We start from the raw sequence: 15,439 nt of genomic DNA on the forward strand, positions 1-15,439 counted from the left end.
GCGGCCCGGGCCTCCACGGCCCGGGCCCGTTTCCTCCGCGTGAGGGTGTTCAGGCGAGGCCGCGGCGGGCGACGGCCGGCGGGCGGTGGCCCTGGATGGAACGGACCATCTCCAGGATCTGCCTGGTCTCGGCGACCTCGTGGACGCGGTAGACCTGCGCGCCCAGCCAGGCCGACACGGCCGTCGTCGCCAGGGTGCCCAGCAGGCGCTCCTTGACCGGCCTGTCGAGGGTCTCGCCGACGAAGTCCTTGTTGGACAGGGAGACCAGGACCGGCCAGCCCGTCGCCGTCATCTCCTCCAGCCGGCGCGTGGCCTCCAGCGAGTGGCGGGTGTTCTTCCCGAAGTCGTGGCCCGGGTCGATCATGATCGCGTCCCGGCGGACGCCGAGCGCGGCGGCGCGTTCGGCGAGGCCGACCGTGACCCGCAGGATGTCCTCCATCACGTCCTCGTACGCGACCCGGTGCGGCCGGGTGCGCGGCTCGACCCCGCCCGCGTGCGTGCAGACCAGGCCGACGTCGTAGCGCGCCGCGACCTCCGCCAGCTTGGGGTCCACCCCGCCCCACGCGTCGTTCAGCAGGTCCGCCCCGGCCTCGCACACGGCCTCGCCGACCTCGTGCCGCCAGGTGTCCACGCTGATCACCACGTCCGGGAAGCGGCGCCGGACCTCGGCCACGAAGCCGACCGTGCGCCGCGCCTCCTCGGCCGCGTCCACGTGCTCGCCCGGGCCCGCCTTGACGCCGCCGATGTCGATGATCGCGGCGCCCTCGGCGACCGCCTGCTCGACGCGGTCCAGTGCCGGCTCGTCGCGGAACGTCGCGCCCTGGTCGTAGAAGGAGTCCGGAGTCCGGTTCACGATGGCCATGATCACCGGCTCGTGGGTGTCGAACTCGCGCCTGCCCAGTCGCAGCATCCTGCTCTTTCCTCCTTCGGCGGCCCTCGCGCCTCGCCTGCGACCTTAACCTGGTGGCCGGAGTCTCTCAGGGGAGTTGATCGTGTTCTTCTTCTTGATGATCGCGCTGGTCGTGGTCGTGGCGGCGGTCACCCTGGCCGTGATCGGGGGCGGCTCGGAGGCCGTTCTGCCGGAAGCGGAGCCGGACCGGGTGGCGGACGGGCTGCCGGAGAGCCGGCCCGTCGTACGCGAGGACATCGACGCGCTGCGGCTGCCCGTCGCGCCGCGCGGCTACCGGATGGCCGAGGTGGACGACGTACTGGAGCGGCTCGCGGCGGAACTGGCCGAGCGGGACGCGCGGATCGCGCAGCTGACCGCCGCGGCGGCCCCGCCCGCCACCGCCCCGGCGGACGCGGCCGACCGGGTCGACCTCGGCAAGGGCGGTGAGCGGTGAGCGGCGTGCTGGCCGGAACCGACGGGCTGCTGCGCTGCCCCTGGGCCCTGTCCACGCCGGACTACGTCGCCTACCACGACACCGAGTGGGGCCGCGCGGTCCACGGCGACGACGCCCTGTACGAACGGCTGTGCCTGGAGGCCTTCCAGTCGGGCCTGTCGTGGATCACGATCCTGCGGCGCCGCGAGGGCTTCCGCAAGGCCTTCTCCGACTTCGGGATCGCGGCGGTCGCCGCGTTCGACGAGCGGGACGCCGAGCGGCTGCTGGCCGACGAGGGGATCATCCGCAACCGGGCCAAGATCGAGGCGACCCTGGCCAACGCGAAGGTCCTCGCCGGGTGGGAGCCGGGCGAGCTGGACACCCTGATCTGGTCCCACGTCCCGGAGGAGCCCGCACCCGCCCCGCGGACGGTCACCGAGGTCCCGGCCATCACCCCGGAGTCCACCGCCCTCGCCAAGGCCCTGAAGAAGGCCGGCATCCGCTTCGTCGGCCCCACGACCGCCTACGCGCTGATGCAGGCCTGCGGCCTGGTCAACGACCACCTGGCGGACTGCACCTCCCGCGACCCCGCCTGATCCGGCGCGGCGGCTGCCGGGGGTACACGGCCCCCGGCCCCGACCGGAACGGCCTAGCGGCCGAGGTACTTCGGCGGCTGCTTCGCGAGGAAGGCCTGGACGGCGATGCCGTGGTCCTCGGAGGCCCCTGCACGGGTCTGGAGGACGTCCTCGTGGGCCAGGGACTCCGCGAGGGAGTGGGAGGCCCCGTAGGCCAGGGACTCCTTCAGCGCGGCGTACGCGACCGTGGGGCCCGCGGCGAGTGTGCGGGCCACGGCCTCGGCCTCCGCGTGCAGGGAGTCCGCGGGCACCAGGCGGTTGACGATGCCGAGCTCGTACGCCTCCTGGGCCTTGATCGAACGCGGGAAGAGCAGCAGGTCCGAGGCGCGGGAGGCGCCGATCAGGCGGGGCAGGGTCCACGAGACCCCGGAGTCGGCGGTCAGCGCCACCCCGGCGAACGAGGTGTTGAAGGAGGCGGTGTCGGCGACCACCCGGAAGTCCGCCGCCAGCGCGAAGCCGAAGCCCGCCCCGGCCGCGACGCCGTTCACCCCGGCCACCACGGGCTTCGGCATCTCGGTGAGCGCCCGCACGATCGGGTTGTAGTGGTCGGCGACCGTGGTCATGGTCAGCGAGGTGCCGCCCTCGCGGTCCGAGGCGAGGTTCCCGATGTGCTCCTTGAGGTCCTGGCCCACGCAGAAGGCCCGGTCGCCGGCCGCGGTCAGCAGGACGGCCCGCACCGCCGTGTCCCCGGCAGCGGCCTGGACCGCGTCGCGCAGGGCGACCTTGGCCTCGGTGTTCATCGCGTTCATCGCGTCGGGACGGTTGATCGTGATGGTGGCGAGTCCGTCGGTCACTTCGTAGAGCACGCTGTCGGCCATGGCAGGGGGTCCCCCTTCGTCGCGGGCTTGGCTACCGGCCGGTACCGGCCGGTGCAAGGGCCAGCATGGCGGACCGGACGCGGCGCGCACATGTGATGTGCGTCAAAGAAAGCCGAGGCCGTTCCCGCGGTGCGGCGGCGAAGTATCGCAGGCGGGTCCCCGAAATGAGTGGTTTTGGTCAAGCGCGTTGCGCAAGCGTTCCCAGCCGATGTTGGTCATCGGGTCCTGACATGCGGGATAATGGCTGGGAAGCAATGTGTTCGATGCCGGGTATTAGGCGCCTGAATGGGGCCGTCGGCTGACGATGAGCTGGTTTCAGGAAGGGGAACGAGCATGGCGGCCATGAAGCCGCGGACGGGCGACGGCCCGCTCGAGGTCACCAAGGAGGGGCGGGGCATCGTCATGCGCGTACCGCTCGAGGGCGGCGGTCGGCTTGTCGTCGAGCTGACCCCCGATGAGGCGGACGCCCTGGGTGACGCCCTGAAGAAGGTCGTCGGCTGACCTTCCAAGGACGCTGACAGCACTTCCACCTTCTGCATTCTGCATTCTCTGCGCTGCCCCGACCGCGATCAGCGGCCGGGGCAGCGTTGTGTCGTGTTCGAGGACAGATACCCTCCGGAGCCACGCCGTGACCTTCTCCCCGCCCGCGCCGCCCGCCTTCGCCGACTGCAGCCCCCGGCAGAAGGCCGCCCGGGTCCTCTCCGACGTCCTGGCGCCCGCGAACCTGGTGGTGGCCCTGCTCCTGCTGGTCGGCTGGCACAGCACCGCCTCGTGGACCGGGCTCGGCTGGGGCCTGCTCGGCGCCCTGTTCTGCGGCGTGGTCCCGATCGGCATCATCGTCCTCGGCGTCCGCCGCGGGGCGCTGACCGACCAGCACATCCGGGTGCGGCGCCAGCGGATCGTCCCGATGGGCCTGAGCCTGCTCTCCGTGATCGCCGGGATCACCCTGCTGCACGTCCTCGGCGCGCCCCGGGACGTCTTCGCGCTCGTCGTCGCGATGCTCGTGGGGCTGGTCTCTTCCCTGCTGGTCACCGTCGGCTGGCAGATATCCGTCCACATGTCGGTGGCCGGCGGCACGGTGATGATCCTGGCGCTCGTCTTCGGCCCGGTGGTGCTCCCCGCGGCCCTGATCGCCGCCGCCGTCGGCTGGTCCCGCCTGGTACTGAAGGCGCACACACCGGCTCAGCTCCTCGCCGGCGCCGCCCTGGGCGGCACGGCGGCCCTCACCTTCGCGCTCCTGAGCTGACCGTACGGGGGCCGCGCGCCCGGCGCCGGGCGCTCAGCGGCGGACGGCGCAGAGCAGTCCGTCGCCCACCGGGAGCAGGGCGGCCTCCAGGGCCGGGCTCTCCCGGACGCTGCGCAGCAGCTCGCGGACGCGGAGCACCTCCACCGGCTGGGCCGCGGAGTCGACCGTACGGCCGTCGGAGAAGACCCCCTCGAAGCACACCAGCCCGCCGGGGCGCAGCAGACGCAACGATTCAGCGAGGTAGTCGAGGGACTCGGTGGGGTCCCCGTCGCAGAAGACGAGGTCGTATCCGCCGTCGGCGAGCCGGGGCAGGACGTCGAGGGCGCGGCCGGGGATGAAGCGGGCGCGGTTGCCCGCGAAGCCGGCGGCGCGGAAGGCCTGGCGGGCGAAGGCCTGCCGGTCCGGCTCGGGATCCACCGTGGTCAGCACCCCGTCGGGGCGCATGCCGTGCAGGAGGTGGATGCCGGAGACGCCCGTTCCGGTGCCGATCTCGGCGACGGCCTTGGCGTCCGCGGTGGCGGCAAGCAGGCGCAGCGCGGCCCCGGTGCCGGGGGAGACGGAGCGCAGGCCCGCTTCCCTGGACCGGTCGCGGGCCCATCGCAGAGCGTCGTCCTCGGCGACAAACGCGTCGGCGAACGCCCAGCTCGTCTGCCGGTTGCCGGTAATGACCCTCTCCTGTCCCCATAGTTGGCGCAACGGTGACTGTATCCGCTGACGTCGGGAACCCGCAGATGGGACCGGGCGTTGTGAGAGGTGGAGGCGGGACGAGAAGGACGGCGCCGGGCAGATCGGCGGCCGGGACCGCTCCAGGGCCTAAGTTCTGCGTAAAGATACTGCAAAAATGCTTATCCGGAGCTGACAGAGGGGGTGGCTATGGTAGGGACTCCACTGGACACCACCAGAGCCGATAGGGGAGGTGCGGCTGCGCCTGTGGATCGTCGGGGCGTGCTGAGACGCCTCCTCCGGTCGGCGGGTGAGCCGAAATCCGTGACCTACATTGCTGACCGCTTCCACACCGCCGAAGCCGCAACCACCGCGACCTTTGCCGCCGATGCGGGCTCCCAGGCGTGGACCCCTCCCTCGTGGGAGGAGATCGTCAGCACGCACAGCGCGCGGGTCTACCGCCTTGCCTACCGTCTGACGGGGAACCAGCACGATGCCGAGGACCTGACCCAAGAGGTCTTCGTCCGCGTCTTCCGCTCGCTCTCCACGTACACGCCCGGCACCTTCGAGGGCTGGCTCCACCGCATCACGACGAACCTGTTCCTGGACATGGTCCGCCGCAAGCAGCGGATCCGCTTCGACGCGCTCGGCGACGACGCCGCCGAGCGGCTGCCGAGCCGCGAGCCGTCCCCGCAGCAGGTGCTGCACGACACCCACTTCGACGCGGACGTCCAGCAGGCGCTGGACACCCTCGCGCCCGAGTTCCGCGCGGCCGTGGTGCTGTGCGACATCGAGGGCCTGTCGTACGAGGAGATCGCCGCCACGCTCGGCGTGAAGCTCGGCACCGTGCGCAGCCGCATCCACCGGGGCCGTTCGCACCTGCGCAAGGCGCTCAGGCACCGGTCTCCCGAGGCCCGTGCCGAGCAGCGCGCCCTGGCGGGCGTGTCGATGGGCGCCCCCGGCGCCGGGGGAGAGGGCGGAGCCGAGTGAGCGGAGTCAGTCCGTCCCCTGCCGAACAGCACCTGGGCGACCGGCTTGCCGCCCTGGTGGACGGGGAGCTGAAGCACGACGCGCGGGAGCGGGTCCTGGCCCACCTGGCGACGTGCGCCAAGTGCAAGGCCGAGGCCGACGCCCAGCGCCGCCTGAAGACCATGTTCGTCGAGAGCGCGCCGCCGCCGCTGTCCGCAGGACTGCTGGCGCGGCTGCAGGGGCTGCCCGGCGGCGGTCCTGACGGCCCGTCCGGCCCCGCGGGTCCACCGGGCCCGGCCGCGGCCGACCCCTTCGAGGCCTTCGCGTACGGGCTGCACGCGGCCGCCCGGCCGCAGCAGCAGGGCTTCCGCATCCACGAGGTGGGCCGGCCGCGCCGCCGGTTCGCCTTCGTCGCCGCCGGAGCCGTGTCGCTGGCCGCGCTCGCGCTGGGCGGCGGACTGCCGCAGGAGGCCGCGGACCCGAACGTCCGGGGGGATTCCCCGGCGCCGGCCTCCAGGCCCGGCCCCGCGCTGCCCGTGGCCGACGCGGCGGTGCGTGAGCGCATGCCCACGCCCGCGGCCGTCCCGAGCCTCCTGTCCACCGCCGCGACCCCGCTGCCACCCGTGCACCCCACCGCGGCGAGCCCGGCCCGTCCGGTCTCCCTGCTGCGCTGACCCCGGAGCTGGTTGAATCTGTGGCACATGCGCATAGGTACGCGGGGAGCGCCCATGGCCGACAGGCAGCAGACCGATCCGGCTCCACAGTGGTGGAGCCGGCCCGAGGGCACGGCTGACGGCCGCCCCGCAGGAGTGCCCTCCCCGCGACCCGGAGCCGGGGACGGGACGGGGCAGGGGGCGTGGCAGGAGCCCGGAGCCGAGGACGGCGACCCGGCTGCCCGGGACGCCGCCCCGGCATCTCAGGAAGCCGTCCCGGACGGGGCGGCGCCGGCCCGCGAGGTGCGGTACGACCCCTGGGGCGGTCAGCCGCTGCAGGTCGTGGACCGCGGCAGGGAACGGCGCGGCTTCCGGCTGTGGCAGGTGGCGGCCCTCAGCGCCGGAACCGCCCTGCTGGCCGGCGGGATCGGCGGCTACGTCGGCGTGCTCGCCGAGCGGCAGACCGGCACGCGGCTGGAACTCCCCCAGGCCGCCGTCGCCGACAAGGGCCGGGCGCCCGGGAGCGTGGCCGGGATCGCGGCCACCGCACTGCCCGGTGTGGTGACCCTGCACGTGCGGGGCGAGAAGGGCAGCGGCACGGGCACCGGCTTCGTCCTCGACGAACAGGGCCACATCCTGACCAACAACCACGTGGTCGCCGACTCCAAGGAGATAGCGGTCACCTTCAGCACCGGCGAGAGCGTCACCGCCGAGCTGGTCGGCCGCGACTCCGGGTACGACCTGGCCGTGGTCAAGGTCAGCGGCGTACGGGGCCTGCGGCCGCTGAGCCTGGGCAACTCCGAGAACGTGCAGGTCGGCGACCCGGTGGTGGCCATCGGTGCGCCCTTCGACCTCTCGAACACCGTCACCGCCGGCATCATCAGCGCCACCGGCCGGCCCGTCACCGCGGGCGGCGACAAGGGCGACGGCAGCGACATCAGCTACGTCGACGCCCTGCAGACCGACGCCCCCATCAACCCGGGGAACTCCGGCGGCCCCCTCCTCGACGCCAAGGCCCACGTGGTCGGCATCAACAGCGCGATCCGCGGAGCCGACAAGGACGACCCCACCCGCCAGGGCGGCTCCATCGGGCTCGGCTTCGCCATCCCCATCAATCAGGGCAAGCGCGTCGCCGAGGAGCTCATCCGCACCGGCCGCGCCACGCACCCCGTCATCGGGGTCACCCTCGACATGGACTACACGGGCGACGGAGCCCGGGTCGGGGACAAGGGCGAGGACGGCAAACCGTCCGTGGTCGCCGACGGGCCGGGCGCGCGCGCCGGGATCAAGGCCGGCGACGTGATCACCAAGGTGGACGGGCAGCGGGTCCGGGGCGGAGACGAGCTGATCATCAAGATCCGGGCGCACCGCCCGGGCGACGCGCTGACCCTCACCGTGCTGCGCGAGGGCCGGGAACGCACCCTCCAGGTGGTCCTCGGATCGGCGAACGGATCATGAGCGCGGGGTGACGGCCGGGTCACCTCCCGGACGAAGTCTGGGGGTGAAACGGCCACGGAGTGGCACGCAGGTATGGGTGTGAGGACAACGCCGGGTACCGTGTGTTCGGGCCCGAAGTGATAGAGAGCCGAGGAGCGGCAAGGTGTTCAACGACATAGGCGCACTCGAACTCGTCACGATCGTGGTGCTCGCCATTCTCGTTTTCGGCCCGGACAAGCTGCCCAAGGTCATTCAGGACGTGACGGGCGTCATCCGGAAGATCCGTGCGTTCTCGGACAGTGCGAAGCAGGACATCCGCTCCGAACTCGGCCCGGAATTCAAGGACTTCGAGTTCGAGGACCTGAATCCGAAGACGTTCATCCGCAAGCAGCTGACCGAGAACGAGGACCTCAAGGAGATCCGCAGCAGCTTCGATCTCCGCAAGGAGCTGAACGACGTCGCCGACGCCGTGAACAGCGACGAGGCCACCCCCGCCGCGGCCTCCACGTCGGCCGCCGCCACGCCCGTCGGCACCGGCCCGGATCTGCTGAAGAAGCCCGTCTCCCCGGCCCCGGAACAGCGCTCGCGCTTCGACGCCGACGCCACGTGACACGCGGCCTGCCCGGCGATCCGCGGTCGGGTGGCTATCCTCCATCTGTTGTCCGGACCCAGGACGCCCGAGGGAGGGGGTCCCCCCAGCCCAGCGAGGGGGAGGGCCGTTCCGGACCCCACGGAACGAGAGGCCGCTCAGATGGAGACGACGAGCAGTAGCCGGGTCGGGGCGCAGACCGCCGAGGCACCCGCCACCGCCGCCGCACCCGCGCAGGATCCGCAGACCGACGCGGTGACCGGCGCGCAGACCGACACACAGCCGCAGGAGGCCGCCGCACCCGTGCCGGCCGCCCGGCGGACGGCCGAGGGCTTCCTGGCCGCAGACTTCCCCTGGTACGGGCTGGACGGGGCCTTCAGCGGCCCCCGCTGGCTGATGCAGGTCGGCACCGCCGCCGACGGGACGGTGGAGCACGGCTCCACCGGTCACGGCGACGAGCCGTCCGCCCGGGGCGAGATCGCCACCGGCGAGAAGGAGCGCTTCGCGGTGGTCATCACCGTGGCGAGCAACCCGCTGCGCCGCAGCGGCGACGGCACCGGCGTCCTGGAGGCCACTTCGGTCTCCTCGGCGGCCTGGCTGGCCGGCTCCGGGCTGCTGGCCTACAGCTGGCCCGGGCAGATGGACCACTCCCTGCGCGACGACTGGCTCGACCAGCAGACCGAGGCCGCGTGGGAGCTCGCGGACGACCTCGCCGGGGAGGACTGGTCGACGCTGTCGCTGCCGGTCGACGGCGAGCCGACGCCCTTCCACTACCGGGAGTCGGAGTTCGGGTGGGTGCTCGCCGGTTCCACCGGGAGCGGAGTGCACCTGGGGGCGTACGGGCGGGGGATGAGCGCGTACGGGATCGGGTTCTCCGCGATCGCGGACCTCGGCACGTACGAGTAGCAGACAGACGGGTACGGGAAAGGGCACCGCCGGACGGCGGTGCCCTTTCCCGTACGCCACGCCGCGCGGCCCGTGCGGGCCGCGGCCGGCTAGAACTTGTTGCGCGGGGTGATGCCCAGGGACATGCCCGACAGGCCGCGGGCCCGGCCGCCCAGCTTGCCCGCGATCGAGCGCAGGGCCGCGCCGGCCGGGGAGTCCGGGTCGGACAGGACGACCGGCTTGCCCTCGTCGCCGCCCTCGCGCAGGCGGACGTCGATCGGGATCGAGCCCAGCACCGGCACCGTCGCACCGACCGTCTTGGTCAGCCCGTCGGCGACCTTCTGGCCGCCGCCCGAGCCGAAGACGTCCACCATCTCGTCGCAGTGCGGGCACGGCAGGCCCGACATGTTCTCGACGACGCCGACGATCTTCTGGTGGGTCTGTACGGCGATCGAGCCGGCCCGCTCCGCGACCTCGGCCGCGGCCTGCTGCGGGGTGGTGACGACGAGGATCTCGGCGTTCGGCACCAGCTGGGCCACCGAGATCGCGATGTCGCCGGTGCCCGGCGGCAGGTCCAGCAGCAGGACGTCCAGGTCGCCCCAGTACACGTCCGCCAGGAACTGCTGCAGCGCCCGGTGCAGCATCGGGCCGCGCCACACCACCGGGGCGTTGCCCGGGGTGAACATGCCGATGGAGATGACCTTCACGCCGTGCGCCGACGGCGGCATGATCATGTTCTCGACCTGGGTGGGACGGCCGTCCACACCCAGCATGCGCGGCACGCTGTGGCCGTAGATGTCGGCGTCGACCACGCCGACCTTCAGGCCGTCGGCCGCCATCGCCGCGGCCAGGTTGACCGTGACCGAGGACTTGCCGACACCGCCCTTGCCGGACGCGACCGCGTACACGCGGGTCAGCGAGCCCGGCTTGGCGAAGGGCACCTCGCGCTCGGCGGTGCCGCCGCGCAGGGTGGCGGCCAGGTCCTTGCGCTGCTCGTCGCTCATCACGTCGAGGGAGACGGCGACGGAGGTGACGCCGGCGACCTTCTCGACGGCCTCGGTGACGTTCTTGGTGATGGTCTCGCGCATGGGGCAGCCCGACACCGTGAGGTAGACCGTGACGGCGACCGCGCCGCCGTCGCCGATCTCCACCGATTTCACCATGCCGAGCTCGGTGATCGGCCGGTGGATCTCGGGGTCGTTCACCGTCGCCAGAGCGTCCAGGATCGCGTCCTGCTCAGGCACGGCGGCGGAGCTTGTGTCGGTAGCCATGCCCCGATGGTACGGCTCGGTAGCAGGGCTCGGGAAAGCCCGTCAGCGGTCGCCTTCGTCACGTTCCGCAGGGAATAGGCGCCGCTCGTCCATCTCCTTGATCAGGTCCTGGAACTCGGACCTGATCCAGTCGCGGGTGGCGACCTCGCCCAGGCCCATGCGCAGGGCCGCGATCTCGCGGGTCAGGTACTCCGTGTCGGCGATGGACCGCTCGTTCTGCTTGCGGTCCTGCTCCAGGTTGACCCGGTCGCGGTCGTCCTGCCGGTTCTGCGCGAGCAGGATCAGCGGAGCGGCGTAGGAGGCCTGGAGCGACAGCATCAGCGTCAGGAAGATGAACGGGTACTTGTCGAACCTCAGATCGTCCGGCGCGAAGATGTTCCACAGCACCCACACCACGATGACCAGGGTCATCCAGACGATGAACCGGCCCGTGCCGAGGAACCGCGCCACCTTCTCCGACAGCCGCCCGAAGGCCTCCGGGTCGTACTCGGGCAGCAGCGAGCGGCGCGGCGCGCGCGGCAGGTCCAGGCGCACCCGCGAGCGCGTCAGCGCGCTCGACCCGGTGCTCTGGGCGGACTTTCCCGCCCGTTCTGCAGAACGTTCCGCCGCCTCCACCGCCAGCCCGTGCTCACGCGCCTGCATCCGGGCCTGCTCGCGCCGCTCCCGGATCTGCTCCCGGCGCCGCTCGCGCGCCTGCTCGCCGCGCCCCCGGTCGAAGCGCCCTCTCTCATTGGCCACCCACGGCCTCCTCGGAATGGAACTCCGTCTCCCGCCAGTCGTCCGGCAGCAGGTGGTCCAGCACGTCGTCGACCGTCACCGCGCCCAGCAGCGATCCGCTCTCGTCGACCACCGGCACCGCGACCATGTTGTAGGCGGCGAGGTGCGTGGTCACCGCGGGCAGCGACGCGTCCGGCCGCAGCGGCGGCAGGTCCGTGTCCACGATCGAGCTGACCAGCGTGAACGGCGGGTCCCTCAGCAGCCGCTGGAAGTGCACCGTGCCCAGGTACTTGCCCGTGGGCGTCTCGTCCGGCGGCCGGCACACGTACACCTGCGCCGCCAGCGCGGGCGACAGGTCCGCCTGCCGTACGCGGGCCAGCGCGTCCGCGACCGTCGCGTCCGGCCGCAGCACGATCGGCTCGGTGGTCATCAGGCCGCCCGCGGTGTTCTCCTCGTAGGACAGCAGGCGGCGCACATCGGCCGCGTCGTCCGGCTGCATCAGCGTCAGCAGCCGCTCCTTGTCGTCCTCCGGCAGCTCGGAGAGCAGGTCGGCCGCGTCGTCCGGGTCCATCGCCTCCAGGACGTCGGCGGCGCGCTCCTCCTTCAGCTTGCCGAGGATCTCCACCTGCTCGTCCTCGGGCAGCTCCTCCAGCACGTCCGCGAGCCGGTCGTCGTCGAGGGCGTTGGCCACCTCGGCGCGCCGCTTCGGCGTCAGGTGGTGGAGGACGTTCGCCACGTCGGCCGGGCGCATCTGCTCGAAGGTGGCGACCAGGTTCTCGGCGCCCTGCCCGTGCTCCTCCAGCGAGAAGCCCGTCACCGCCGACCACTCCACCGTCAGCGTCTCGCCCCGCCGGCGCAGCGCCCCCGACTTGCCCTTCCGTACGAAGATCCGGTCGATCTCCCAGTCGCGGCGGGCCGGAAGCTGCTGGATGGCCACGTCCAGGACGGTGACCTCCTCGCCGCTGCCGACCAGCGTCACGCGGCGGTCCAGCAGTTCGCCCAGGACCAGCCGCTCGGTGGGGCGCTGCTCGAAGCGCCGCATGTTGACGACACCGGTGGTGATGACCTGCCCGGACTCCACGCCCGTGACGCGGGTCATCGGCAGGAAGATCCGGCGCCGGCTGACCACCTCGACGACCAGGCCCAGCAGCCGCGGCGGGCGCCCGCCGACGCGCAGCATCGCGACCAGGTCGCGGACGCGCCCGACCTGGTCGCCGTTGGGATCGAAGACGGGCACACCCGACAGATGCGAGACGAAGATCCGCGGGGCGCCTGCAGCCATCCGAGCGCCTCCTAGAGCGTCCATCAACAGTCGTACGGGCCCTCAGGCTAGCCCGTGCCGCGAGGAAGCGTCCTGGTGGGCGGTCCGCCCGGGGTCCGGCGGGGTCCGCCCCCGTCACCTGGGGCGCGGTCGCGGGCGGCGACGTACGGGCGGGTACGCTGCCTGCGGCTCGCAGACGTACGCTGCCTGCTGCCCGCAGACGACCGACGAGAGGCACCTGCCCGTGACCGCCTACTTCCCTGCCGCGCGGCTGCGCCGGGCCGCCTTCATCGGTGTCTTGTGCGCGGGTCTCGCCGTCGCAGGCACGGGCTGCGGGGAGGACCCCGACGAGGGCACGAACGGCGTCGGCAAGCTCTCCGCCGACAAGATCGAGGCGAAGGCGAAGGCGGCCGCCACGGAGGCGGACTCGGTGCACCTGTCCGGCACGCTGGTGAGCGGCGGCAAGTCCTTCACCCTCGACATGCGGCTGAAGTCGGACGGCGGCTCCGGCGAGGTGAAGTCGAAGGACGACACCTTCCAGCTGCTGCGCGTGGGCGAGCAGCTGTACCTCAAGGCGAGCGCGGCGTTCTGGGGACAGTCCGACTCGGCGGGCAAGCTCGGCGACAAGTACGTGAAGGTGCCCGAGGGCGACCCCTCGTACAAGCAGTTCCGCGGGTTCACCGACATGGACGTCCTGCTCGACGGGCTGCTCGGCCTGGAGGGCAAGCTCGCCAAGGGCTCCTACACGAAGGTCGGGCACACCCGCGCGGTCCAGGTCACCGCGGACGACGGCAAGGGCGGAAAGCTTTCGGTCTCCCTGGAGGGGACCCCGTACCCGCTGCTCATGGAGCGCGCGGGCGGCGCCGGCCGGGTGGAACTCGCCGAGTGGGGCAAGGCCTTCCCACTCGACCCGCCCGCCCAGGACCAGACCGTCGACTACGGATCCCAGCTGCCGACGACCAAGGAGCAGGGCGGCGACTCCGCCCCGGCGCCGTCCAAGGGCTCCGGCCAGGGCGCGAACCCGACCAAGCCCTGACGCGCCCGCGGGCCGGGCCGTGATTCCGGGCCGTGCCCCGGGCTCAGCCCCGGGCGGCCTTCTTGCGCTTGAGCAGGAGCTTCGGCAGGTGCGCCGGGATCGGGCGGCGGGTGATCGCCGGGGACGCGAGCGGGGCCGCGGCCAGGGAGCCGCCGGGAAGGGCGGAGACCGCCTCCGGCTCCAGGCGCAGCAGCCGGCACTCCCGTGCCCACCGCTCGGTCATCTCCTCCGAGTCGGACGCGTTCAGCCGCTTGCCCTTGAGCTCGGCCACCGCCGCCGCCCACTCCTCGCCGCGCGGCGGGAGCTCGCGCACGGTCGCCGTCCAGGCCACCAGCCGGCCGCCCTTGTCCTTGCTCCGCACGGTCACCTCGGCGGCCGCGCCGTCCGCGAGCCCCGGGAACGGCTGCTCGCCGGGCCCGTCGCCCAGGACGTGGGCCGCGCCGTCCACCCAGGCGTGCCACAGGGCGCGGTCGGCCCCGGCGCCCCGGACCCAGATCAGGCCAGACTTCTTGGTGGCCTCCTCGACGAGGGCCAGGTCGAGCGTGCTGAGAGTCATGCGGACAGGGTAGGGGGTCCCTCCGCGCGCCCTACAGCCAGCCGTGGCGGCGCAGTGCGCGGTGGATGGTGAAGCAGGAGGCGGCGATCGCGGCCATCACCATCGGGTAGCCGTAGCGCCAGTGGAGCTCCGGCATGTGCTCGAAGTTCATCCCGTACACCCCGCAGATCATCGTCGGCACGGCGATGATCGCCGCCCACGAGGTGATCTTGCGCATGTCCTCGTTCTGGGCGACCGTCGCCTGCGCGAGGTTGGCCTGCAGGATCGAGTTCAGCAGCTCGTCGAAGCCCACCACCTGCTCGTGCACCCGCGCCAGGTGGTCGGCGACGTCCCGGAAGTACTTCTGGATGTCCGGGTCCACCAGCCGCATCGGCCGCTCGCTCAGCAGCTCCATCGGGCGCAGCAGCGGCGAGACCGCCCGCTTGAACTCCAGCACCTCGCGCTTGAGCTGGTAGATGCGGCCCGCGTCGCCGCCGCGCGTACTGCCCTTGGCGGGGGCGGCGAAGACGTCGCTCTCCACCTCGTCGATGTCGTCCTGCACCGCCGCCGCGACCGCGATGTACCCGTCGACGACGTGGTCGGCGATGGAGTGCAGGACCGACGAGGGGCCTTTGGCGAGGAGGTCGGGGTCGTCCTGGAGCCGGTGGCGCAGGCCCTTGAGGGAACCCTGGCCGCCGTGCCGCACGGTGATGACGAAGTCGGGGCCGGTGAAGCACATCACCTCGCCGGTCTCCACGACCTCGCTGGTGGCGGTCAGTTCGGCGTGCTCGACGTAGTGGATCGTCTTGAAGACGGTGAAGAGCGTGTCGTCGTAGCGCTCCAGCTTCGGCCGCTGGTGCGCGTGCACCGCGTCCTCCACGGCCAGCGGGTGCAGTCCGAAGGTGGCGGCGATGCCCGCGAACTCGGCCTCGGTCGGCTCGTGCAGACCGATCCACGCGAAGCCGCCGTCCTCGCGGACCCGGCGGATCGCCTCACGGGGCGTCAGACATGCCGGCCCCAGCACCCGCCGGCCGTCGCGGTACACGGCGCAGTCGACCACCGCGCTGCTCGCCGACGGGTCACGGGTGGTGTCGTAGCCGGGCTGGGCGGGGGTGGACTTGCGCAGCGCCGGGCGGACGGCCGCACGCAGGTAGGGCAGCATCGACATGGCAGGCTCCTTCGCACGCACGGCTGCGGACCGTACGGGTGGGAGACCCTCCACGACCGCGGGCGGGCAGGCCCGGGTACTGGGGGAGGGAACAGGACGGGAGGACAAAGTTCTGCCGTCGCTCTTCTACTGATCAGGAGATCAGACGGGGCGGGAAGCACCCGTCACAGAAGCGGAAGAGCGATTGGTACTGCACGATCGACTTCGATCCATTGCAGCCCCACCTCCTCCGGC

The 15,439-nt window shown here is 72.4% G+C and carries 18 protein-coding genes; 10 read left to right on the forward strand and 8 right to left on the reverse strand.

Annotated elements, in window-relative coordinates:
- Window positions 1-49 precede the first annotated feature (49 nt).
- Window positions 50-910, reverse strand: coding sequence for a dihydropteroate synthase (gene folP, locus OG472_RS28600; RefSeq protein WP_401606779.1), 861 nt, complete (start codon window positions 908-910; stop codon window positions 50-52).
- Between the two features lie 76 nt (window positions 911-986).
- Between folP and OG472_RS28605 the strand changes: the two genes are divergently transcribed.
- Together OG472_RS28605 and OG472_RS28610 are read left to right on the forward strand one after the other, a co-directional pair.
- Window positions 987-1,343 (forward strand): DivIVA domain-containing protein, encoded by a 357-nt coding sequence (locus OG472_RS28605; RefSeq protein WP_401606776.1) that lies wholly within the window; start codon window positions 987-989, stop codon window positions 1,341-1,343.
- On the forward strand, window positions 1,340-1,918 hold the full coding sequence (locus OG472_RS28610) for a DNA-3-methyladenine glycosylase I (protein WP_401606773.1): 579 nt from the start codon (window positions 1,340-1,342) through the stop codon (window positions 1,916-1,918). Before OG472_RS28605 ends, OG472_RS28610 begins: the two co-directional genes overlap by 4 nt.
- Window positions 1,919-1,971: 53 nt before the next feature.
- Here OG472_RS28610 and OG472_RS28615 read toward each other — a convergent pair whose 3' ends face one another.
- Window positions 1,972-2,775: an enoyl-CoA hydratase/isomerase family protein gene (locus OG472_RS28615; RefSeq protein WP_383562584.1), complete on the reverse strand. Its 804-nt coding sequence runs from the start codon at window positions 2,773-2,775 to the stop codon at window positions 1,972-1,974.
- 333 nt (window positions 2,776-3,108) lie between these two features.
- Here OG472_RS28615 and OG472_RS28620 point away from each other — a divergent pair, with 333 nt between their 5' ends.
- Window positions 3,109-3,276 (forward strand): DUF3117 domain-containing protein, encoded by a 168-nt coding sequence (locus OG472_RS28620; protein ID WP_003966491.1) that lies wholly within the window; start codon window positions 3,109-3,111, stop codon window positions 3,274-3,276.
- 127 nt (window positions 3,277-3,403) lie between these two features.
- Window positions 3,404-4,021 carry a hypothetical protein gene (locus OG472_RS28625; protein WP_405942204.1) on the forward strand — a complete coding sequence of 206 codons (618 nt, stop codon included), beginning with the start codon at window positions 3,404-3,406 and terminating at the stop codon, window positions 4,019-4,021.
- 33 nt (window positions 4,022-4,054) lie between these two features.
- Here the strand turns inward: OG472_RS28625 and OG472_RS28630 are convergent, their stop codons facing one another.
- Complete coding sequence (locus OG472_RS28630) at window positions 4,055-4,717, reverse strand: O-methyltransferase (RefSeq protein WP_030710037.1); 663 nt, start codon at window positions 4,715-4,717, stop codon at window positions 4,055-4,057.
- A 177-nt stretch (window positions 4,718-4,894) separates the two neighbouring features.
- On the opposite strand from OG472_RS28630, the gene sigE reads away from it, so the two are divergent.
- From sigE to OG472_RS28655, 5 genes are all read left to right on the forward strand, one after another.
- Window positions 4,895-5,674 carry an RNA polymerase sigma factor SigE gene (sigE, locus tag OG472_RS28635; protein WP_401606768.1) on the forward strand — a complete coding sequence of 260 codons (780 nt, stop codon included), beginning with the start codon at window positions 4,895-4,897 and terminating at the stop codon, window positions 5,672-5,674.
- Window positions 5,671-6,327 carry a zf-HC2 domain-containing protein gene (locus OG472_RS28640; RefSeq protein ID WP_405942205.1) on the forward strand — a complete coding sequence of 219 codons (657 nt, stop codon included), beginning with the start codon at window positions 5,671-5,673 and terminating at the stop codon, window positions 6,325-6,327. The genes sigE and OG472_RS28640 overlap by 4 nt, the downstream gene beginning before the upstream one ends.
- 54 nt (window positions 6,328-6,381) lie before the next feature.
- Window positions 6,382-7,764 carry a S1C family serine protease gene (locus OG472_RS28645; protein WP_405942206.1) on the forward strand — a complete coding sequence of 461 codons (1,383 nt, stop codon included), beginning with the start codon at window positions 6,382-6,384 and terminating at the stop codon, window positions 7,762-7,764.
- Between the two features lie 142 nt (window positions 7,765-7,906).
- Window positions 7,907-8,353, forward strand: coding sequence for a sec-independent translocase (locus tag OG472_RS28650; protein WP_401606761.1), 447 nt, complete (start codon window positions 7,907-7,909; stop codon window positions 8,351-8,353).
- A 141-nt stretch (window positions 8,354-8,494) separates the two neighbouring features.
- Window positions 8,495-9,238: a hypothetical protein gene (locus OG472_RS28655; protein ID WP_401606758.1), complete on the forward strand. Its 744-nt coding sequence runs from the start codon at window positions 8,495-8,497 to the stop codon at window positions 9,236-9,238.
- 89 nt (window positions 9,239-9,327) lie between these two features.
- On the opposite strand, the gene OG472_RS28660 is transcribed toward OG472_RS28655, so the two are convergent.
- The 3 genes from OG472_RS28660 to OG472_RS28670 form a co-directional block, all read right to left on the reverse strand.
- Window positions 9,328-10,443, reverse strand: a complete 1,116-nt coding sequence (locus OG472_RS28660) for an Mrp/NBP35 family ATP-binding protein (protein WP_383563836.1) — start codon at window positions 10,441-10,443, stop codon at window positions 9,328-9,330.
- A gap of 87 nt (window positions 10,444-10,530) precedes the next feature.
- A complete protein-coding gene (locus tag OG472_RS28665) occupies window positions 10,531-11,130 on the reverse strand; it encodes a DUF1003 domain-containing protein (RefSeq protein WP_401607844.1) in 600 nt (199 codons plus the stop codon).
- Window positions 11,131-11,215: 85 nt separating this feature from the next.
- Window positions 11,216-12,487 carry a magnesium transporter MgtE N-terminal domain-containing protein gene (locus OG472_RS28670; RefSeq protein ID WP_401606756.1) on the reverse strand — a complete coding sequence of 424 codons (1,272 nt, stop codon included), beginning with the start codon at window positions 12,485-12,487 and terminating at the stop codon, window positions 11,216-11,218.
- 223 nt (window positions 12,488-12,710) lie between these two features.
- On the opposite strand from OG472_RS28670, the gene OG472_RS28675 reads away from it, so the two are divergent.
- Window positions 12,711-13,502, forward strand: coding sequence for a hypothetical protein (locus tag OG472_RS28675; RefSeq protein ID WP_401606754.1), 792 nt, complete (start codon window positions 12,711-12,713; stop codon window positions 13,500-13,502).
- A 43-nt stretch (window positions 13,503-13,545) separates the two neighbouring features.
- Here OG472_RS28675 and OG472_RS28680 read toward each other — a convergent pair whose 3' ends face one another.
- Together OG472_RS28680 and OG472_RS28685 are read right to left on the reverse strand one after the other, a co-directional pair.
- Complete coding sequence (locus OG472_RS28680; protein ID WP_405831872.1) at window positions 13,546-14,058, reverse strand: hypothetical protein; 513 nt, start codon at window positions 14,056-14,058, stop codon at window positions 13,546-13,548.
- A gap of 31 nt (window positions 14,059-14,089) precedes the next feature.
- Window positions 14,090-15,205, reverse strand: coding sequence for a magnesium and cobalt transport protein CorA (locus OG472_RS28685; RefSeq protein WP_401606751.1), 1,116 nt, complete (start codon window positions 15,203-15,205; stop codon window positions 14,090-14,092).
- Between the last annotated feature and the right edge of the window lie 234 nt (window positions 15,206-15,439).

Origin of the sequence: Streptomyces sp. NBC_00207 (genome assembly GCF_045160965.1) — a bacterium.
Lineage (GTDB): Bacteria > Actinomycetota > Actinomycetes > Streptomycetales > Streptomycetaceae > Streptomyces.